Annotated in this window: 20 protein-coding genes; 6 read left to right on the top strand and 14 right to left on the bottom strand. The window is 37.7% G+C overall.

Annotated elements, in window-relative coordinates:
* Nucleotide 1: 1 nt before the first annotated feature.
* The 5 genes from E2K98_RS04935 to E2K98_RS04915 form a co-directional block, all read right to left on the bottom strand.
* The gene (locus tag E2K98_RS04935; protein ID WP_133333147.1) at nt 2-742 is read right to left on the bottom strand and encodes a (Fe-S)-binding protein; all 741 of its coding nucleotides are present in this window, start codon (nt 740-742) and stop codon (nt 2-4) included.
* The gene (locus E2K98_RS04930; protein ID WP_165976174.1) at nt 742-2,010 is read right to left on the bottom strand and encodes a (Fe-S)-binding protein; all 1,269 of its coding nucleotides are present in this window, start codon (nt 2,008-2,010) and stop codon (nt 742-744) included. The genes E2K98_RS04935 and E2K98_RS04930 overlap by 1 nt, the downstream gene beginning before the upstream one ends.
* A gap of 11 nt (nt 2,011-2,021) precedes the next feature.
* On the bottom strand, nt 2,022-2,864 hold the full coding sequence (locus tag E2K98_RS04925) for an adenine nucleotide alpha hydrolase family protein (protein ID WP_133333145.1): 843 nt from the start codon (nt 2,862-2,864) through the stop codon (nt 2,022-2,024).
* Complete coding sequence (locus tag E2K98_RS04920; protein WP_133333144.1) at nt 2,857-3,873, bottom strand: electron transfer flavoprotein subunit alpha/FixB family protein; 1,017 nt, start codon at nt 3,871-3,873, stop codon at nt 2,857-2,859. The genes E2K98_RS04925 and E2K98_RS04920 overlap by 8 nt, the downstream gene beginning before the upstream one ends.
* 318 nt (nt 3,874-4,191) lie before the next feature.
* Nucleotides 4,192-4,482 (bottom strand): SAV0927 family protein, encoded by a 291-nt coding sequence (locus E2K98_RS04915; protein ID WP_133333143.1) that lies wholly within the window; start codon nt 4,480-4,482, stop codon nt 4,192-4,194.
* Between the two features lie 378 nt (nt 4,483-4,860).
* Here E2K98_RS04915 and E2K98_RS04910 point away from each other — a divergent pair, with 378 nt between their 5' ends.
* Nucleotides 4,861-5,211: a cupin domain-containing protein gene (locus E2K98_RS04910; protein ID WP_133333142.1), complete on the top strand. Its 351-nt coding sequence runs from the start codon at nt 4,861-4,863 to the stop codon at nt 5,209-5,211.
* A 2-nt stretch (nt 5,212-5,213) separates the two neighbouring features.
* Complete coding sequence (locus E2K98_RS04905) at nt 5,214-5,810, top strand: NAD(P)H oxidoreductase (RefSeq protein ID WP_133333141.1); 597 nt, start codon at nt 5,214-5,216, stop codon at nt 5,808-5,810.
* Nucleotides 5,811-5,991: 181 nt separating this feature from the next.
* Here the strand turns inward: E2K98_RS04905 and E2K98_RS04900 are convergent, their stop codons facing one another.
* The 3 genes from E2K98_RS04900 to E2K98_RS04890 form a co-directional block, all read right to left on the bottom strand.
* Entirely contained in the window at nt 5,992-7,413 is a 1,422-nt protein-coding gene (locus E2K98_RS04900; protein ID WP_165976173.1) for a purine-cytosine permease family protein, read from the bottom strand.
* Entirely contained in the window at nt 7,410-7,619 is a 210-nt protein-coding gene (locus E2K98_RS04895; RefSeq protein WP_133333139.1) for a hypothetical protein, read from the bottom strand. Before E2K98_RS04895 ends, E2K98_RS04900 begins: the two co-directional genes overlap by 4 nt.
* Before the next feature lie 145 nt (nt 7,620-7,764).
* Nucleotides 7,765-9,144 (bottom strand): purine-cytosine permease family protein, encoded by a 1,380-nt coding sequence (locus tag E2K98_RS04890; RefSeq protein WP_133333138.1) that lies wholly within the window; start codon nt 9,142-9,144, stop codon nt 7,765-7,767.
* Nucleotides 9,145-10,304: 1,160 nt separating this feature from the next.
* Here E2K98_RS04890 and E2K98_RS04885 point away from each other — a divergent pair.
* From E2K98_RS04885 to E2K98_RS04870, 4 genes are all read left to right on the top strand, one after another.
* On the top strand, nt 10,305-11,081 hold the full coding sequence (locus E2K98_RS04885; RefSeq protein WP_133333137.1) for a GGDEF domain-containing protein: 777 nt from the start codon (nt 10,305-10,307) through the stop codon (nt 11,079-11,081).
* Nucleotides 11,082-11,419: 338 nt separating this feature from the next.
* The gene (locus E2K98_RS04880) at nt 11,420-12,370 is read left to right on the top strand and encodes an isopenicillin N synthase family dioxygenase (protein ID WP_133333136.1); all 951 of its coding nucleotides are present in this window, start codon (nt 11,420-11,422) and stop codon (nt 12,368-12,370) included.
* 844 nt (nt 12,371-13,214) lie between these two features.
* The gene (locus E2K98_RS04875) at nt 13,215-13,433 is read left to right on the top strand and encodes a DUF1659 domain-containing protein (protein ID WP_133333135.1); all 219 of its coding nucleotides are present in this window, start codon (nt 13,215-13,217) and stop codon (nt 13,431-13,433) included.
* A 36-nt stretch (nt 13,434-13,469) separates the two neighbouring features.
* On the top strand, nt 13,470-13,688 hold the full coding sequence (locus tag E2K98_RS04870) for a DUF2922 domain-containing protein (RefSeq protein WP_133333134.1): 219 nt from the start codon (nt 13,470-13,472) through the stop codon (nt 13,686-13,688).
* A gap of 269 nt (nt 13,689-13,957) precedes the next feature.
* On the opposite strand, the gene E2K98_RS04865 is transcribed toward E2K98_RS04870, so the two are convergent.
* The 6 genes from E2K98_RS04865 to E2K98_RS04845 form a co-directional block, all read right to left on the bottom strand.
* Nucleotides 13,958-16,438 carry an exo-alpha-sialidase gene (locus E2K98_RS04865; RefSeq protein WP_165976172.1) on the bottom strand — a complete coding sequence of 827 codons (2,481 nt, stop codon included), beginning with the start codon at nt 16,436-16,438 and terminating at the stop codon, nt 13,958-13,960.
* A gap of 148 nt (nt 16,439-16,586) precedes the next feature.
* Nucleotides 16,587-17,732, bottom strand: a complete 1,146-nt coding sequence (locus E2K98_RS04860) for a cyclically-permuted mutarotase family protein (protein ID WP_208025316.1) — start codon at nt 17,730-17,732, stop codon at nt 16,587-16,589.
* Nucleotides 17,733-17,772: 40 nt separating this feature from the next.
* A complete protein-coding gene (locus E2K98_RS04855) occupies nt 17,773-18,621 on the bottom strand; it encodes a MurR/RpiR family transcriptional regulator (RefSeq protein WP_235824716.1) in 849 nt (282 codons plus the stop codon).
* A gap of 308 nt (nt 18,622-18,929) precedes the next feature.
* Nucleotides 18,930-19,100 (bottom strand): hypothetical protein, encoded by a 171-nt coding sequence (locus E2K98_RS30770; RefSeq protein ID WP_165976171.1) that lies wholly within the window; start codon nt 19,098-19,100, stop codon nt 18,930-18,932.
* A gap of 1,001 nt (nt 19,101-20,101) precedes the next feature.
* Nucleotides 20,102-20,344: a hypothetical protein gene (locus E2K98_RS04850; RefSeq protein WP_133333132.1), complete on the bottom strand. Its 243-nt coding sequence runs from the start codon at nt 20,342-20,344 to the stop codon at nt 20,102-20,104.
* Between the two features lie 209 nt (nt 20,345-20,553).
* Nucleotides 20,554-21,528, bottom strand: coding sequence for a Gfo/Idh/MocA family protein (locus E2K98_RS04845; protein WP_133333131.1), 975 nt, complete (start codon nt 21,526-21,528; stop codon nt 20,554-20,556).
* Nucleotide 21,529: the final 1 nt, after the last annotated feature.

Genomic DNA, 21,529 nt, shown 5'->3' with positions numbered 1-21,529 from the left:
GTTAATCTCCCTTCGTTACTAGTTCATTTACAATTTCAGCAATATCTTTTGAAACCATGTTTGTTTTGCCATCTTGTTGAAGTAATCCAAGCGCTTCTTCCATCATGCTAAAGCAAAATGGACAAGAGGTAACCGTCATACTCCCCCCGGTTTGGACTGCTTCTTCCGCACGGATTGTATTGATTTTTTTTCCGCAGCTGGGTGATTGGAACATTGCAGCTCCACCAGCACCACAGCACATGGATTGTTTTTTATTTTTGTCCATCTCTTTAAGCTCGTAACCAAGCATTTCTAAAATGTCCCTTGGCTCGTCAAATACCCCGTTTTGTCTTCCTAGGTAGCAAGGGTCATGGTAGGTAATTAACTCACGATTTTGCTTATCAGGAATTTTTATTCTCCCTTGTTCGATCAGTTGATAAATAAATGTTGTATAATGCATTACTTTATAATCGCCACCAAGCTGCGGGTATTCATTTTTAAACATATTGAAGCAATGCGGACAGGTTGTAACAATGGAATCCACCTTATGTTTTTTCAAGGTTTTTATATTTGTAAATGCTAACTCTTGAAACAAAGCTTCATCTCCTGCACGTCGAGCCATGTCTCCTGTACAACGCTCCTCTGCACCTAAGGTTGCAAAATCGACATCAGCTTTTTTTAAAATATCAACAAATGCTCTGGCAATGCTTTGCAAACGTACATCATATGCTGTTGCGCATCCTACCCAAAACAATACTTCCATTAGATAATCTCCTCCTGTATCACTTCGTTATCTTCTCTATCTAACTGCGGAACTTGCAGCCCCTCGCTCCATCGACTTCTTTCAGACCAAGGTTTTCCCCAGATGTTTTGCTGTTCCTCAACATTTAAAAGCATATTCTCAACCTGTTTCCCCATAACAGACTCGCTAATTAACCCTCTTCTCATTGACATAATGAGATCAACATGATTAATTGCAACCGGACAAGCTTCCACACAGGCACTACAGGTCGTACAGGACTGCAACTCTTCAGCAGAGATAAAGGAAGCAACTTCTCTTTCTTTTGCCATATTATCTCGAATCTTTAGTACGATCGATCTTGGAGATAGTGGCTTGCCACTTATATTTGCTGGGCACTGAGAATCACAACGCCCGCATTCTGTGCAAGCATCGGTACTTAACAATTGCCAGGTAGTAAAGTCTTTAATTTTGGTAACGCTTTGAATATTATTTAGGTCTGTAACGATTTGTCCTGTTTTTTTCATCTCATATTCAGGATTTCTCAACATTCCTGTACGGTGGATTGGTTGAAAAAAGATATTGATTGGAGCCATGATGATATGGAATAGTTTTGTATAAGGTATTAGTGCAATTAATAAAAAAGCGAGTAATGCATGAGAGAACCAAAATACTCCATATAATCCCGATAATCCCTGATTGTTTTGGAACAGTTTAGCCAGAGCATATCCAACAGGGGACCACCCCCCATATTCAACCTTGGTCTCTGCAATTCTAATGCCTTCAACCATAAAGCCCCCAATTCCGATAAAAACGAGCAGCCACAAAAATGCATTATCGGCAAAACCATTTTTAAGACGGGGTCTCTTCTTCTTTGAACGAATCCAAATGGCCATCAACAAACCAGCAATGAAAAGTACACCAAATACATCCAAAAAAAGTTCATAAAAAAGATAGAAGTTCCCTCGTAAGATCGGAATGTGGAAATCATAATCAACCACTACTAAGCAGGTACCAATAAACAAAATAACGAATCCATAACTCGTAAATCGATGCATGAGTCCAAAAAACTTATCCCGTTTAATTTTTTCCTGTTTGACAGTCATAGTAAGAAAAATTTTTATATTATCTCTTACATCTTCCCACTTTACCTTCACCTTTCTCCCCTGTTTCCACAATCGATAGCGGCGGTAAAAGCCGTATAGAAAAATACAAATAGCGAACGAAGCAAAAACATATAGTGAAATTTTTAATCCTGAAGAAATGTTCCAAAAAGTGTGTCTTGCAACCATTGATTCCCCACCTACTCTTTCAACCATTGTTCTACTTTTCTAGCAATAAAATGAATATGCTCAGGAGTAGGAACACTTTTAGTCTTCGCTGAACTTTTTTCATTTTGATTTTTTGTAATCCCTGCGACACTCAACATCCGATGTTGGGCTAAAAAATCCGTAGGAACTTCAAGATAGCGGATCACCGGTTGTTTCTCTGAAATTTTTATCCGTTTATTTTTAACCGTTGCACTTTGAATCGGACCTGCCCTCTTGGTTATGATTTCAACTGATTTATTCCCATGGATTCGAGATATGTACCTTAATGGTGTGACCGATCGCTCCACACCGATTAGGGCTGGGAGTTTGATAGTGAAAGTATGCAGTGTACTCCTGCCTTCCTTACATTGAACACCCCATGTATCATCACCGAGTTCGGAATCAATTGAATACACCCTGGAAATGTAAGGTATATTTAAATATCTAGCTAAAAGGATGGGAGTTGTACCTCTTTGCATGTCTTCACTTTCTGAACCGCAAAGAATTACATCATAGTGACTCTCTTTTAGCTCTTCATAAATGTATGGAGCCATATCCGTTGAATGTTGATCACCTTCAGGAACATGAACAACTTTGCAGACATCGATTGGGAATTTTTTAATACGGTGCAAGGAGACTTCTCTTCCTTCTTCTACCATTAATAACACGGTAATATGTGCAGGTTGTTTCTCCTTGTAATTACATGCCCATTGCAGTGCATGTAAATCTTGTTTATTAAAGTTATCAGACAAATACTTAAGTTTTTGATTTTGATAATCCCACTTGATTGATATGGAATCAAACACAGATCTTACAAGAACTACGAAATTAAGCATATGCTTCCTGATACCGCCTTTCCATTTCAAAAGATTCAACAAGCATTTTAACCCCTTCTCTGAAATCCCCTACGATTCCGATGTCACAGCGATTGAAAATTGGAGCTGAGGCATCATCATTTATCGCGATTACATTTTTAACTCCTCTTATTCCTTCAAGATGTTGTGTTGAGCCCGAAATTCCGATTGCGATATAAATGTCAGCCTCTATATTGCTTCCACTTGCGCCAATTCTATTTTCCCTAGGAATTAACCCCAATTCATCCGCCACTTTACTTCCCCCTATAGGTGCGTTCAGAATTTCTGCCAGTTTCATAATCAGATTAAGTTCCTCCTGGTTACAACCGCTTACCCCTCTTCCAATCCCAATGACACAACGGGCTTCTGTAATTTTAAGTTCTTCTAGTGACATTTTCGACGATTTAACAAATTTGATTTTACGATCATTTTCAAACTTAAAATGGATACCTTTTAGTCTTGGTCTTTGACCATTTTCCTTTTCACCGTATAAGATTGCTTGATCGATTGTGACATATTGGAAGTTTATTTCTGGACTTAATGTAATCCATTCTTGGATTTTCTCGTTGTATAAGCTTCTCCTAACCATATAGTTTTTTGGGCCATCGCCAATCTGTTTAACTTCTAAGACCTTTATACTAATATCTGATTTATGTTTATCAGATAGACTTGTAGCAATATCGTGATAGAGATAACCAGATGAGAATAAACACATTCCCTGAATCGCGGATAATTCTTGGTAAATTCTTTCAAATGCTTGAATATGAGCTTCCACAAGGTGCCATTGTTCTTCCTCAAGCTTTACATGATAAACTTCGTCAAAGGGAAGTTCTAATAATGTTTTTTCTTCTAGTCCAGAATGTACTACGATCGCCAGGAAACGGGAATGTTCTAGTTGTGCAATTTTTTTGGCAAAATGATAAAGCCCCCATGTTTTTTCATTTATCACCTTTCCACTCTGAATTGGTACATAACAAATGATATGATTCATAAACTGCCTCACCTCTTACACATATACTTGCAAAAAATATGCCAACAAAATATCAGCTTTAGATAAAACAACTTCTAATCAAACAAATTTGTCATTGAGGCAAAAACGCATCAAAAAACCATTAAAAAAGAATTTTGTGGGAAGTTTCAACAAAAAAATCGAACACAAAAAGAATCGTATTGAGTCTTTTTGTGTTCGATTTTTTTCAGAATGTTTTTTGACCATAAAATTCCCCTACCAGGTTGACATAAGAGACTATCAAAAGAAATTCTCTTTTTCAGCTCCTTGAAGGAGATTAAATAAATCTTTTTTAAGTAGTTAAAATTTTTCTAGTAATTGATTCTTATCTAAAACCAAAGATAGTAAGTTTCGAAACTCCTCAATGTCTTCTTCTTTAATATCAAGCTTACGCGCCCAGTAATCTTCATCGGAAATGTCATTATAATTTAACATGACCATTTGCCCATTTTGAATGGAAATAGCCATTGCTTTCCCGAAGTACATTTCTGAATGCATAAAAACAAGATCATATCTATGATTCGTTGATGCGAGACAATAATAGCGAATTAAATGATTGGCTGTTTCCTCTAAAAGATTTTCTAATAACATAAAACGGATCCCCTTCCAAAATTGGATTATGGCAAAACAAAAACTTATACAAAATATATGCAACTAACATGCCAACAAATTTTCATCTTTTTTACAAAGAAAAACATCACAAAAGGGATTATTCGAACCTAAACTGCATCAAGATGAAACAATTTAGATTCGAACTTCTATTTTTTTGGCTGTGTTATAGAACATTGTTGACTTTTAAACAAAGTTGATTGGAGCGGAAATCAACAACCAAGATTAACAGAGCCATTTTTTTAAAAATAATACCCATTCTTACAATAAGTTGAAACTCCTTTCTATTAAAAGTTGGCATATATTTTGCATTTAAATAAGGTGTAAAATAAATCATGATGTAAAGGAGAAATCAGTCAAATGAAGAAATTAGTTAGTTTATTAAAAGGAAATGAAACCGAATTTGAAAATGTACCAGGTGCTCAAGGCGATTTAGCCATCTTCTCAAGAAATCTATCCGGGCTATCTACAACCATTGGAAGTGGATTTAAACATCTAAAGAAAGCTACAATTGATTGGGAATTGAAATACGATGAAGTGGTCTATGTGATTTCTGGTGAAATGTTTATCATTGAAGGTGATCGCAAAATGGAGGCAAAAGAGGGCGACTTATATTTTTTAAATGAAGGCGCAAAAGTCACATATGGAACAGATAGTGAGGTGAGATTTTTATACTCTTTATATCCTATAAATTGGAGAGAAATCAACTAACGATGAATGTATTATCAGTCTTAAGTCACCCGCGAGAAGATTCACTTACTTTTGCTGTTGCAAGATCATTTAATGAAGGCCTCGTAAATGCCGGCCACAATCCCGAGGTTTTGGATTTGTATCGGGAAAATTTCGATCCGCGATTATTTCAAGCGGATGAGCCTGACTGGAACGATCCTAATAAACAATACTCTGTCGCTGTGGAACATGAAATGAATAGATTGAGGCGTAATGATGCAATATCTATTATTTTCCCAGTGTGGTGGTATAATTTACCTGCTATCACAAAAGGTTGGATTGATAGGGTTTGGAACCATGGCTTTGCTTATGGTGGAGGACGAAAAATGGAGCAGAACAAAATATTATGGATTGCCTTAGCAGGTGAATCAGAAAGCAGCTTTAAAAAAAGGAAATATGATAAATTACTAGAACATCATCTAAACATCGGGATAGCGGGTTATTGTGGTATTGCAGATTCCGAGGTAAAGATCATCTATAATACCTTCGGTGAAGGAATCCATGAAGATGGAATCGATTCTGCCCATGTATTCTATCAAAATATCCTTCAACAAGCCTATGATCTAGGGAAAGAGTTTTAATTCATTTCTGCTAATCAAAGAAAAATAAAGCCAGAGAGTTTTAGAATGGAGCTCTCTGGCTTTATTTATATAGGCTATATTTACAGTGAACTTTTAGAGATTTTTTAAGATATCTTTCTTAGATTAATTTATTAATGATAGGATTTCGGAATTTCAACCGTGAAACAGTGCTTTTTCCACCCTATAGGTAATCACCTTTTTTAGAAGGTATCACAATGATTTTAGTTAGAAGGAAGTAACAAAGTCCAGATAATATGATCACTGGAATTGATGCACTGGTATATTTAAAGAAAGATGCAGATTTATAGGTGATGGGGTCAAGTAAATAAATATATGCAAAAAATCCGATTATACACGAAATAAATGCTGCAACATTAACTCCTTTCCAAAAATAATATTTAGATTCCTTTCCATTCATATATAACTGATTTAGAGAAATTCTTTGTTTTCTTAAAAGAAAGTAATCTGTGATTTGAATTCCAATTATTGGAGCAAATACAACTCCAAGAAATGCAAGGAACGAAGGAATTGAATTTAAAAATTGGTCGGCAAAAAATACACATATAATCGCGACAGGTAATAGAACAATTAGGGTAGTTTGATTCCAGGACGTTTTCTTTTCAATCCATTTTATTTGCCTTAAACCAATTCCAGTTGTGTATGCTCCTACAATCGCAGTTCCTATATTCGCCAATGCTAAAAATAGTAATGCAATAATACCGAACCCTATTCCACCGACTTCTACAAACCATTTAGTAGGGTCATAGTTTCCAGTTGCAAGCGCTGAATAGAGGCCGATTAGACTGATAACACCAGTTGGTAATCCCATTCCAAGCATGGTGGGCCATAACGTTTTTCCGGAACTTGGGACCATTCGAACAATGCCTCCCATATAAGGCCACCACGACAGAACACTCGCAACTAAGATCTCAAAACCAGCCGTGTAATCCCATAGGCGGTCACCCGAAGAGGCAAGGGGTTTTGCGTGAAAAATCTTAGTAATTCCAACTGTGCTGATTAATTTATACATGATTAATATTCCGGTTAAACCTACCAGCAGGCTAATAATAAGTGAGGTATTTTTAACTGCAGCAGATCCGCCACGTAATGAAATCCAACTAATAGAAATGGCTACAAGGGAACTAATGGCTGTGACGATTTGTTGTGAGGTTGAATGAAGTAAGCCGGTGGCCAAAAGAACCTCACTTACAGCTTTTCCAAATAGAATGATTAATAAGCAATTCCAGCCAACAATGGATGCATACTGCAGAAGAATTGCAAATACCGATCCTTTTTGACCAAAAATAGGTTTACTGGAAGCAATATTTTCTACTCCATATTTAACACTTACCGGAACTGTTGCAAGAACAACAAAAAACATCCCTACTAAACAACCTGCAATCATTGCCAATGTTCCCATTGTAGCATTAAGGTAATAGGCAACATAGCCGCCAATGGAGTAGCTCCATGCTGCAACTCCGGCACTTAAAGCTACTCCGGCTAGTCCCCAGGAGGTCCAAGTCCGTTTATTTTTCGGTAATGGCCAGCTTCCTTGGGCTACTTCCTGCGAAATAGATAATTCAATATTTTTTCCTGCTTTCATAAGAACCATCCCCCAATCATCAGTAAAGCAGGAATCACTATTCCAACAACAAAAAGGAAAATGTATTCCTTCTTATTGAAGTCCAAACCAAGATTAGATTCATCTGACATTTCATTGAGAATATGTTGCAGGTCCATTGATAATTGTTGGTCCATAAGGAAATGGTCGTTTACTATTTTCATTTCATCCTTAGTCATGTTATTCATTTTCCATCCCTCCTTAATTGAAATTTGTAAGGGCCTTCATCTAAATCACATATTTCGGATAAAATTTTCAAATTGTAATTCCTGACCGAAAAGATTATTTTGATTATTCAGATAATTGATTATATTGAAGGATAAATCATAGAAATTATCCTTCAATATTCGATTTAACCAACTTTAAATTCATTTGATTTAATTTGAGTTTCATTGGATAGTAATAGAGTATTCCAGGTAAAAAGATCCCTACAATCCAGGTTATATCGGCACCATCCAAAGCATTTGCGATAGGTCCCTTATACATGGAGGTGTGCATAAATGGAATCTCAATCATAACAACAAACAGGTAAACGATTAAACTGATCCAATTATATTTCCCATATATCCCATTTACATCAAAGATATCTTTTACGCTGTACTCACCTTTACGTAAGAAATAATAATCTGTTAGGTTGATTGAACTCCATGGAAGTAAAAAATAAGCCAGCCAAATCATAAATTCTGTATAGTATGCCTGCAGATTATTTTGTACTCCGATCGCAATTGCAGTTCCTAGAAAAGCCGCTACAAATAGAAGCCATGCTCGGAGCTTTGGCGTTATGCGCAGGTCAACAAATGATACGAGTGTTGTCGTGATTGACATAAATGTCCCATAAATATTCAGCACATTTAGTGCAACGATTCCTAAAATAAGAGCCAATACTACGATCACAGAGAAATTGGAACCAAACATGTTAGCAAAGTGCAAAGTAGAATTATTCATGAAATCAGGTATAGCCAATGTCAAAAGAACCCCCAGAGTCATCATCCAAACGGCCCCAATTACACTTCCAAAATAAGTGTACCAAAACGTCTTTGAAGTTGATGTTTTGCTAGGAAGATATCGGGAATAATCTGCAACATATGGTCCAAAACCCACTTGCCAGGTTACAATGATGCTCAAAAATAGCATAAAAGGGACAAAGTGAAAATCACCCATGGACCAGCTGCCCGCTGGCACTCCAATTGTTAGGACTAATATCGTTGCAATACCAAATAAAATCGTTGAGAGAAAACTTAAGTACTTTTCTAATGAATGAATAAAATCATATCCCAAAATACCGAAAATCAGCGTAATCACACTGAGTCCTACTAATGACCAATTCATTGGTATCGGTGTTACTGCACTAAGTCCTTCTGCTCCAAGCAGAGCGACTGCACTAAAGAAACCAATATACATTAGAATAACAACAATCAATGGTATGACGGCACCTTTTACACCAAATTGTGCACGACTTTGGATCATTTGCGGAATTCCCAGTTTTGGACCTTGTGCTGAATGAGAGGCCATGAAAATACCGCCTATCCCATTTCCCGCAAGTATTGCCACAACACTCCAAAAGAGATTTAGACCCATTGTGACTGCAAGAGCACCAGTAACAAGTGTCATTAATTGCATATTTGCACTAAACCACATTGTGATTAAGCTTTTAGCATTGCCATGCCTCTCATTCTCAGGAATAAATTCAATGCTTCGTTTTTCAATGTTCATATACTACACCTCTCGTTTATAGTGATTGAAAATTAAAGCGCTTTCTAAATTTTAAAAACCACTTCCAAAAGCCCCTTGTTTCTATTCCATTTTAACTTGTTTGGAGATAACGATATTGAGGATAAATCTTCTAAGAGGTTTGCTATTTGTTCCTTTCTTAAATTCCAAAAATTGTTGAAATAGCTTATAACCAGACCCTAAATTTTCCAAAATTTTTAATAGTTTGATTTTATACCTTTTGATTGATTATAAACCATATACCATTCTGACATCACCTCCCTTTTTTTATAAATGCAAGAATTATGCCATATTAAGTACTGAAAAAAGGGCCCATTCATAGAATAGTTTTTAAAATACTCATTTCAGATTGAACACATTTCGCATCATTGTAATGTGTAATTCGTAGAAAGTGTAAATGATTGTTTACTTTTCACACGAATCTATCATTGAACTTTTTTTACATCGAATGATGCAAAAGTGATTCGTTTTATCCTAATTGCTGTTTAATTTAACTTTTTATTTTTGAAACTTTTCTGCTTAGGTCTTGCATTCGGACTCTCTACCGGCAATTTCCCGCTTGTCCTATCCGAATAACCCTTACATTCCATTCCGACAATCTCTCTGAAACTGCTACGGCTTCTTGGAAAAAATTTAATGGCTTTATTATGCGGAAATATATGAAATGTGGATTAGCCAACCAAATGGTTACAACCATCACCTTTCTTTATGAATCGACAGCTGCTGACGCTTATTTTTTTAATCAAACGTTTGATTAAAACCGGGACAAAGCCTTTTGGAAAACGATCATCGTCTAGTTTCCGTGGAAATAATTTGTCGATTATTTCGTTTAACTTTTCCCGATTACTCTCCCAAACGATCAAAAAATGACATAATAGCACAAAAAAAGGTTCTTCGTTAACGACTCTTTCCGTCTATATATTCATCTTGATTGCTCAGAAAAAATAAATAAGCTGCCGAAGCAGCTTAAATTTGTCAATAAGAAAGTTGGCAAAAGTGGATATTTGAGAAAATGTTGAACGGGAGTTATCTAACTAAACCGGATTTGGAGTGAGGTTTTTTTACCAGAAAACATCATTTGAAGTACTCGTTGGGATTTAGTAATCTGTTAAAAGGGATGTTCTAAATTGGAGTTGACTTTTTTGGAAATAAGAAAAAATAAATATTTAAATTGGTCATATAAAATCATTTTTATCTTAATGGGTTTACTGGTTTTAAAAGTTTCTGAATTTAACGTTCTATATAGGATTATCCACTGGGCTTGGAAAATACCGGTGGTTGGAACGGAAGAGCTCATTGGTACGATTAGCACTACATTAATCTTTATGCCCTTCCTCTTTATTGTAATGAAACAAAGGATTCGATTAGAGGGGGCAGAAGAAAAATTTAAAGCCCTATCCTATTATGATCAGTTGACGGGACTGTCAAATCGGAGATATTTTGAAGAGAATTTGACTCATTCACTGATCGATTTAGGAAAAGAAAATAAAACGGGTGTTGTCTTATTTTTAGATTTTGATGGATTTAAACAGGTCAACGATAATCATGGACATGAAGTGGGTGATCTTTTATTAAAGGAAATGGGAAATCGACTTTTGGACTGCATACGCAAAGAGGATACGATTTCACGTTATGCCGGTGACGAGTTCGTGATCTTTTTACCAGACACGGACAAACCTGCTGTTATAAACATTGTTAAAAGAATCCTTGAGGAGATGAATAAGCCTATTACCATCAATAAGATTCAAATCAAGACTTCTACAAGTATTGGTTTAGCCTTTTTTCCGGAACATGGAACAGAGACGATAACATTAATAAGAAACGCTGATGTAGCCATGTATAAAGCTAAATCACTGAAAAAAAACAGTTATTATTTGTATGATCAGGGTGCTCATGAAGCTAAAGCAAAGAGTTGTTAATGGGTTTCATTTGCCGAAACAATTTCCAATTCCAAATGGATCCCCCTGATGTTAAACAAAAGCTCTCAATGGTAAAAGTAAATGGCATCTGGAAAGCATATAATTATTCCTGGTAAACCTATATCAAGAAGAAAATAGACTAGGCTAGCTCTCCTTACTTTAGGGAGGGCTGTTTTTGTAGAGGATGGCCGGATTCTTCGGGACGCCGTTCTCACGTCGCGACAACCCTCCCATGGTCCTGGTTTTCCCAATAATTTTTCTATTGTGTTTACCTAAATGTTATGTTACTTTTATATAGTTTTGAAGCGCTTACAAAATGGATAGGAGACAAATAGAAGATGACAAATCTAATGATTCGCACCTTAGACTTAAAGCAATACACCTACGGGAATTCAGAGCAACGAGCTGCATTTGCAGAAGAATTTGCTGCAGGTTTAAAAGAAACAGGCTTTATCATTTTAGAGGGCCATGGGGTTGATCCTAAGCTAATTGAAAAAAACTACGAGCTATGGAAAACGTTATTCAATCTAGATGTTGATATAAAAAAACAATATGAAGGTATTAATGGAGGTCAACGTGGATACACAGGTTTTGGTAAAGAGCATGCGAAAAACCGTACAGTTGGCGATTTAAAAGAGTTCTGGCATGTTGGCCAAGAATTACCTGTCGGCCATCCTCTAACCAGTCAATATCCTGCCAACATTTGGCCAGCGGAAGTTCCTGAACTGAAGCAATTTGCTGTAAACTTTTACAGCGAATTAGAGCGTGTGGCACGTAATATGCTCGAAGCACTTGCTATGCATTTTGATCTTCGCCCTAACTTCTTTGCGGATATGATTAAGGATGGAAATAGTATCCTTCGTACCATTCATTATCCCCCATTAGAAGAATCAATGGATCCAAATGCCATTCGTGCAGCCGAGCATGAAGATATTAACCTTATTACGTTATTAGTGGAATCCACTGCTTCCGGACTAGAACTGTTAACACGTGAAGGAGACTGGATGCCAGTCAAAGCGAAGCCAGGACAAATTATTGTCGATGCTGGAGATATGTTATCTCGTATTACAAATGAGGTGATCCCAGCTACAACGCACCGCGTCGTGAACCCTGAGGGAGAAAACACAGCTCGTTATTCTATGCCTTTCTTCGTCCATCCATATAGCACTTGCTTATTAGAAACCATTCCAGCTTGTATTTCTGAAGAAAATCCAGAAAGATATCCTGCCATTACAGCTGGTGACTTTCTGTATGAAAGATTGGTTGAGATTGGCTTAATCAAGAAATAAGGTACTGGATTAAAGCTTAAATACTTTTGAAATGATTAAAGGCAACTACCCCAAAACGGTAGTTGCCTCATTTATTAATGATTGAAAAAACCGCATTTACTTATGGTACGGTTCGGGGCAAAATACCCTAAACTTCTAAATCTCCCCCCAAGTATGGAAATAATCCGGAACTTTACGGGCATTTCTATGCTTAATCTGCGTTAAATGCGAGTTTATCTGCGATTCCGAGGAATTTATCTGCGTAAATACAACATTTATCTGCGTACCGAAGCATTTTATCTGCGAACCGAAGAAAGCTAAGAATCTTTTAAAAATAAAAGCATTCGAAAGGGACACTTCTATTGATCTATGTCCCCCCATAACGGATCAAAATTTCTGCCACGAAATCTAAATAAGAAGAATTTCATACACCCTTCCTCAATAAACATACTAAATCAGACAAATCTCGACCCTTTTCACGAAACATATTGTTAATCAAACGTTTAATTAAAACCGCAACAAAACCTTTTGAAAAACGAACCTTTTCTCCTTTTCAAGCAAATTTTTTGTCGATAAAAATGTTCTGTTCTCTCTATTTATCGACTAAGCTAGCAAAACTAGTGATCTTTTTACAATCTTTTACTTATTCCCACAAAAAGCATTTCCAATCAAACGTTTGATTAGAATCGAATTTTACCTTGTTAAATAAGGATTTCATTGTTTTTTCCAGTAAGGAATTTGTCGAAGGTTGCTTTCACTGAAAGGCAAATCTTAGCAGACACCAGGTTAATTTTTATTTTCCAAGACCCTGTCCTTTTCTTTCATTTTTCTTTATATAGAAGGTGTAAGGAGGAGGTGAGAAACAATGGCACAGGCACGATTAACTACGACGAAGCTTCGTATCGTATTTGAAACAGGCGTGGATGGTGAAGGAAATCCAATTTTACGATCCAAGACCTTCAGCAATGTCAAAAAAGACGCTACTGCGGACCAGCTTTATCAAGCAGCACAAGCCATCTTTGTATTATGCAACGATACGCTTTACCGCATCGAGAAAAACGACAGTTCCGATTTATTAGTCTAGTAAGCAATTATTTTTTGAGGACTGGAGGTGAGGAGTTTGGCTAAAACATTGGAATTACAATTCGTAACAGCTACTGGTAAAATTGCCCGGATTACCGTTGATAATCCAAAGGAACCGATTGATGAAGCCGTTGTAAAACAATCAATGGATCAAATCGTGAGTTCCGGAGCTTTCTATACAGGAAGTGGCGACCTTGTTTCAGCAAAAGGAGCAAGAATCGTGGAACGTAATGTAACAGATTATGAGCTTGTATAAGGTGAAACTTCAATCAGTGGGGTCTTTTTCCCACTGATTGTTAGTTGAACCAATCGGGCTTTTACGGACAGTTGACCCCCGCTTATCTGAATGTCCGTCAAATTCTTAAGTTGGGGTCTTACTGTCCGTTAATGCGGGATAAAAGTGAGAGGCCGGATTCTTCGTGAATCCGGTCTCCTTTTATACCACAGGGACGGTTCTCTTGGTCTACTTTATTCATCTCGCGGACTAAAAAAGCCGGCAGAACCGTCCCCATGGTCCCCAAAAATTCACTCTAAATTCGCTTTAACAAAGGAAATATCATCCAAAAGCAATTTCGCACCATTTTCATCCATCTTTTTGCCTTCTTGTGCTTTCACTTCGTTCTCGAGAGCCTTCAGACCGTTCAGAACGGTGCCTTTGTCATCCTGCTTAGACTGAATGTGCTGAACTTTTGACGTTAAACTGTTCAAAATTCCTTCATCTGTCACCCAGCCTTTATTCTTCGCGACAGCCAGGAATTCATCCAGATAACCGATATCAAAGGATACATGGAGCGTACTTGTCTTCACTGCTTCATTTCCAGCAACATCCACTGCTTTCACTTGAAGCGTATGATCGCCCGCCTTAAGGGATAGCGGCTCGATATGAATCGGATTCTCGACTTCTTTCCCATCCAAAGTCATTTGAACGTCAGCCACTCCGCTTATTGGATCCGTCACTGTAACTGGAATATTGGCTTCATCTGTCTGGTTTACGGTCAGAGAGTCCTTAAGATCAATCACAGGCGGGGTGGAATCCTCTTTCGTTACATCATAGAGCGAGAAGGAGGTGAATAAAATCGACCCTGCGTTATCTTCATATAACAGACCGATTTTCCCATCCTGTAGAACGGTTAAAGCTGAATAAGCATAGCCGCCCGGTTTTACCAGCATGGAAGATTTCCATGTCTTCCCGTCATCTTCACTTACACGTACCGTCCCGTTTACCCTGCCGGAGGTACTTGCCGGATTCGCCCAGATGACACGGTTTTTACCGTCTCCCAGATCAGGATAATTGATAACCGTTGACTGGCAATAAGGGTCCAACAGGGTTTGATCAAAGGTTACATCCCCCCAGGTTTCTCCTCCATCCAAGCTTTCGGCAACTGCCACTCTTCCTGTCCCTGAAGTATTTCGCATATATAATTTTAACGTTCCGTTGTCCAGTTCAATTACTTGTGATTCGGTTAATTGTGCCCCATAAACACCTGTTGTTTCAGATTGCAGCGTTGTGCCTTGCCATACCCTGCCATCGTTTGGAGATTCACCGCGTTTCCACGTCTTTCCGTGATCGTCACTATAGACGACGGCACTTGATTGCATCCCGTTCTTGTTTGTATAGTAAACTGGAAAAACTAATCGTCCCTTATGCTCACCCTTAGTTAGTTGAAGTCCTCTTCCGGGTCCTGTACCAAGGAATTTCATCCAGGACTCCTTCACCTGGCTGTTCAAATCCATCGGTTTTGACCATGTCTTTCCATCGTCATCACTTTTAATGATTTGCAAAAAGGCGGTTCTTGCTTCAAGAAGGCTTTCTTTCGGGTCAACACCTTTTTTCAGATATATGTTTCCACGTTTTTCGTCGTTTAGATCGACATCACCATTGGAAGAAACTGTGTATTCTGTTTTGACTCCGGCTTGGTTAAACACTTGTCCGTTTTCTCTTAGGGTAAATTCCTTTCCATCCTTGTCATAAAGAAGGCGGTATCCGTTGGCATCAAACCCTTTACCTGCTACAGCACTTCCAAACCCAATGCCGCCAGGGAAATGGTCAACCAAAAGCCAGATGGTCCCGGACTCTTGATCCTGCAGCATGGAAGAGTCAATGGTAGAAGCACCATCATATCCCGAACCTGGATAATCAATAATGACATCCAAATCACTCCAGGTCTTACCATTATCTGTACTTCTGCGGATGCCGGTATCAATATTATTCGGACTATCGGCTATACCAATTTTTCTTACATCTGCAGCAGCGATGATGGTTCCCTTTTGGGTGGTAAGCAAAGAGGGAATCCGATAGGCAGCCGTATTCGCCATGCCTGGTTCAAATAAAGGAACAGCCGCAGGTACATCTGGAGCAGGATAGATGTTATCACCGCTTATTTTTTTCACATCTTCCGCCGTTAAGGCTTGGTTGAAGATCTTCACGTTCTCAATGTCTCCACTAAAGTACCACTGTCCGCCGCCATTATCGGCATTACGGCCAATATACAAACCATCCATGTCTGTTACATGGGAGAAAAATGCTGTAGAAGAATGGGTGGCCATTAAAATTCCATCGACATATAATTTAGTTCCAGCAGCATCCACCGATAGGACAGCCGTGTGCCAGTTCCCGTCATTATAATAACCGGCTGCCTTCAGACTAGCAGCGTAACTTCCGTTTTCCCGATTTTCAAAGTATAAATCAGATCCATTTACACTTAAGGTGATATTACTCGAAGGATCTTTTTTATCCGTACCACTAATGATTGCTTTGGCAGCAGCACCGCTAGTGGTTTTAAACTTCGCCACGATCGATCCTTCCGTCAGCCCTGAAACCTTTTGAACATCCGCTGTTTTATCTATGTAGTCACTCGTGCCGTTAAAGGATTGATTTACCGAGTAATCAAGCAGTGCATTGGCCTCTGCCTTTATGTTACTCACATGGATCATCGAACTAAGAGAGAATACAAGCACAAAAGCTAGCAAAAAATTAAATAGACGTTTAGCGAAAAAAGTATTCATACAAAACTCCATTTCTATAAATTTTTTAATCGAAACAAACTACTTCTCTCTGTGCTGTAAGCTCTGCATTTTAGCTTGTCCTCATAAGCTGTATGAAATATTCGTTTCACGAGTCAATAAAGGGATTTCTAGAAATCATTTAATCTAGTTAATGGTTGAGTAAGGTTCCTGAATAAATCGCATTCGTTCTTACGCCAGGTTTTATTTCTCCATTGATCGAAAAGATATTTTTATTCATTAACACTAAGCCTTCCCCACAAGGTGCATCAAAAGGAACCTTTCCGATTGATCTCCATGTATCCTTTTTTGCATTATAGATTAAAACTTCTTTATTCCAATGAAACTCATAAGGGTCCGCATTAAAATATTTCGTTCTAAAAGCGGCTAATTCTTCTCCTGTTAGTGAGCCTAAATTTTTAACAGCGTTATCATAGATTTCCTTATTAAATCCACCAATGACCATCATTTCATCCCGATTTAATTTTACCGAATTGGCTCCTAGTAAAGAGATTTCTTTTCCATCCACTTTGACGGAAGAAACTTTTGACCAGGAATTTTTTTCAATATCATATTTATACCCATCTGTATAAGCAACGGATCCTCCACCACTAAAGACATAGAGGTTTCCGTTTAATAGTTGGGCCACACTTTGATTCCTGGCACTTTCCCCTGGGATGGACGCTAGCTCTTTCGTTTTAGACGTTTTTAAATCATATTCATATAATTTATTACTATCTTTTCCATTTTGCTTACCAAGGCCAATATACAATTTTCCATCTTTCTGAACAGCGATCCCATCACTGATCGTAAATGGCAGATCGCCTATTTTTTTCACTTTCAATTTTTTATGTGAATCAAGAGTTAGCAGCGTGATATCATCTGCGTATTCTTTTTCAGGACTTCCTCCAATGTAGTAAACGCCTTGATCTGTCGTGATGGAAGTTCCATATCCAATCTCATGATCAAGATTTGTATGTTCGACCATCTTTAATTGATGATCTTCATTTTTTAAAACATAGATATCGGAGTAATATTTCTTTGCCCCTCCATTTAAGACGGATTCGTAAGGAAAATTCGCTCCGCCTCCAATGATTAAATTCTTTTTATAAGATCCCGCTAGCACTCCTGCTGTACCGATATTCTTGTCAAATCCCTTTTGTGCCTCTAGTTCTCCTCCATATTCCCATGTGATTCGATCAACAGATTTTGCACTTCCAGAAGCGTTTGCTTTAATCCCAACATAGCTTCCCAGAACCAGCATGGATGTCATTCCTGCTATTAAAAATTTTTTCAAGCGATTTCCTCCTCGTATTGTACTCTTCCTTCAAAAAATCCTAGTAAAGCTTACTTGATAAGTTTTCAGATATCTTCGCGTTCATCGATTTGGCAATTTCAAATTTTTGCATGGCCAGTCCCGTACAGAGAAGGTCAATGAGATACATTTGAGCGACTTTCGACACTAAGGATCCACTATCTAATGGACTCTCCTTCGCAGACGACAATAAGACCAAATCAGCAAACCGTGTTAAAGGAGATTTAACATAACTTGTTAAGGCAATCACTGTCGCGTTATTGCGCTTGGCCACTTCCACCGCATCAACAATGTCCTTTGTACTGCCTGTAAGACTAATGGCAATGACAACCGTTTTCTCCGTCATCGACGATGCCCGCATGATTTGAAAGTGTGAGTCCGTGACAACACTGGCATGTTTTCCAATTCGCATTAAGCGATTCTGCATATCCAATCCGGCGATACCTGAAGCCCCAATACCAAATATTACGACATCATCGGATTGATGGATCATGTCGATTCCCGCTTGCAAGTCTTCCAATCTGACAATTTCAGATGATTCATTGATTGCTTGGATCATAGTATTTCTGATTTTTCTAATGATGGTTTCATGGCTGTCCTTTTGTGCTGCGTGTAATGTCTCTTGTGCAAACAAAAACTTAAAATCCTGAAACCCTTTAAACCCCAGTTTTCGAAAAAAACGTAAAACGGTTGCTTCCGCTACCCCGCTCGCCTCTGATAGTTCTGTTAAAGAATGATAGATCACCTGTTGACTATGATTTCGAATGTATTCATAGATTTTAATTTCTGCTTTCGTAAAGGTATGCTTGTTTTGCTCCAATAAAATGGACGGTTTAATCCCCTTCATTTTATCCATCGAATTTGTTGTCATCGTCTCTAACCTCCAAAATTGAAAACAGCCCTACAGTGTGTATAAGACCTTTCTTTAAAGATAACATGGCAGAGCGAAAGGTCCTATGCGAACGCTTCCAAAATCCTTGTCACCGTTTTTCAAAAGTCACCTCACTTCTTCCTTTTCTTGTTCACATGATGTTCGTTCAATTATGTTAGGGAAATATTAACACAATTGACAATTAGTTGTCTATATATTTTAAAAATTGACAATTTACTATCAAAATTAAAAGAAGTCTAAAAAGCGAAGAAAGGCAGAGCATTCTGCCTTTCTTCGCTTTTTAGATTCTAATTCGGTTTCTTAACCCAGACTTGATGATTCTTTCCCTTGTCAGCTTTTATATAGGCTACATTGCCTTTTTCTTGAGTTTTGTATTTCGTATTTGTTTGAAGGTATTTTTTACCGTTGTGATTTTGGTTTGCATTATTATTTTTACTGCCGCCACAGGAACATCCCATAAATTCTACCACCTGCCAAGTTATTTCAAATTCCAATCTTCTAACCGATAAAGGTCTATAAAATCGCCAGTATCATGTTGAAAAAAATACACCAGACAAACTTGAATTTACTTTCACATTATATTAAATGCTAAAGGGGCACTTTTTGATAAGGAAAAATACAAAAAAGCCCAAGCTGGGCTTTTTTTGATTGAGATTACTCTAACAAGTCTTTGCGTTAAGGCAGATTATAGGTTTCCGGTACACTCTAGACTATACGACCGTTTAAATGAGTATCCAACCGATTAAGGGGAATTTGTATTTAAGCACAGACCAAGAATTAATTCTTTAAAATCAGCCCTTGTCCATGCCATTTTATGATCTTGTACATATATTATGATTACCACCAGCGTAGAACCAACATATTCTACATTACCTTCTTTTCATGAAAGAGCGTTTGCTTATAAAGGCAGACGTTCTTTGTATTTTTAGGTAAATCGTATATTTTCCGATATCTATGTTTTATTAATAAGATGGATGGAGTAGGAAAAAGGCCCTTCTATTCGGACTATGGTTTTAAAACCCTCACCATTCTTTACGAATCGACAGCTACCGACGCTTATTTTTTCAATCAAACGTTTGATTAAAACCGGGACAAAGCCTTTTAGAAAACGAATATTCTCGCGTTTCCGAGGAAATATTTTGTCGATAAATTCCATTCAATTTCCCTGCTCATATCCCCATTCTCAAAAAAATGACTTTCAGTTACAATATTATACCGATTTCGACAAACATGACTTCTACACAAACGTTTGATTAAAAACCGAACAATCCCTTCTATTATATAGGTTTATGGACAGAAAAATGCAAAAAAATTGTCAAAAAATCAGACGAAAACACAAGAAAATTTATTTGTACAATGAAAAAATCAGGTGAAAAATTCGCCTGATTTCTTCAACTTATAATTTTCCAACTCTACTAAATAAATACCGTCTTTATGATAAGGTTCACCGTGCCAAGGATCAGCCAACCCAATTGGCGGCATTCATGTTAGTAACCTTTTTAATAGCTTCTTGCATCCCATCATTTTCAATTTTAATGAGGTAATTCGTCACAGACTCTGTTAACAGTGGCACATGATTTAGGTCCATACCCCAAACTTTTTCATAGGCAAGTACAGATGTAACAAGTTGTTTTATACCGCTGTCTGTTCCGTCATAGACAAGTTTTCTACAGGGCCCCAAAATTACTTTTTGATTAACCATTGTTGATATCCTACTAAAAAGTGTTGATATCCTATTAAAAAGTGTTGATATCCTATTAAAAAGTGTCGATATCCTACCAAAAGTGTTGATATAATTCAATTTTGTATTGATATCCAGTGAAAAAATTTCGATAGCATAAATGGGAAAAGGAAAAAGTGCAGAGACGAATAGCTGCGGCCCACAATTTTTATGTACCGTTATAAACTTTTTCATCTATTATTTAGAGAATGATAACAAGCATCGATGACACGCATATTATTAATGATATTCTCACCAGTATAATGGATTGGTTCATCTTTCAAAATAGCATTTGAAAAATACTCGACCTCCTGTAAATAGAGATCTCCATATATTCTTTCCGTTCTGTCAACAGAATCGTTTTGAACAATAATAACCCCTTCGCCGCCATTAACATCCGGACGGAAAGCTCTTGGAACAACGACTCTTCCTTTTGTCCCGACAATTTCATATTCATGTTTGAACGCCATTTCAAAGCTGCAATCAAAAACGGCCTTTACTCCATTTTCAAGTTTTAGTATACCAATGGCTGAAAGATCCACACCTGTTTTAGAATCAAATTCAGCGTAAGTTTCAACTGTTACCGGTTCCGAATCTAAAACATTTCGGATTGCATGAATACAGTAGCATCCCAAATCGTAAATGCTGCCGCCGCCTTTCGCTTTGTCCATACGAATGTTTCCCTCTTTTTGTTCAAGAAAAAAGGAAAAAGAGGCACGCATTAGCTTAACTTCCCCTATTTCACCTGAAACAAGAATTTCCCGAACCCGTTGATGCTGCGGATGGAATTGATACATAAAGGCTTCCATGAATTTAACATGATTTTCACGACAGACATTGACCATCTCAAGCGCATCTTCTGCGCTTAGAGCTGCCGGTTTTTCAACGAGTACATGCTTTCCCTGTTTTGCCGCTTCGATCACCCATTGTTTATGCAAGTGATTCGGAAGTGGGATATACACAGCATCAATTTCCGGATTGGCTAACATTTCCTCGTAACGATCATAATAGTTAGGAATATTGAATTCTAAAGCTGTTTCTTGCGCACGGCCACTTAAACTTGCAATCGCTGCAATTTCTGCATTTCCTGCTTGAAGGATGGCAGGAATCACTTGTGTTCTTGCAATATCAGCAGTACTTACGATTCCCCAACGAACTTTTCGCATG

This window comes from Bacillus salipaludis (genome assembly GCF_004358205.1).
The sequence above is the reverse complement of the archived record's forward strand: the minus strand, read 5'-3'. Positions and strand labels throughout refer to the sequence as shown.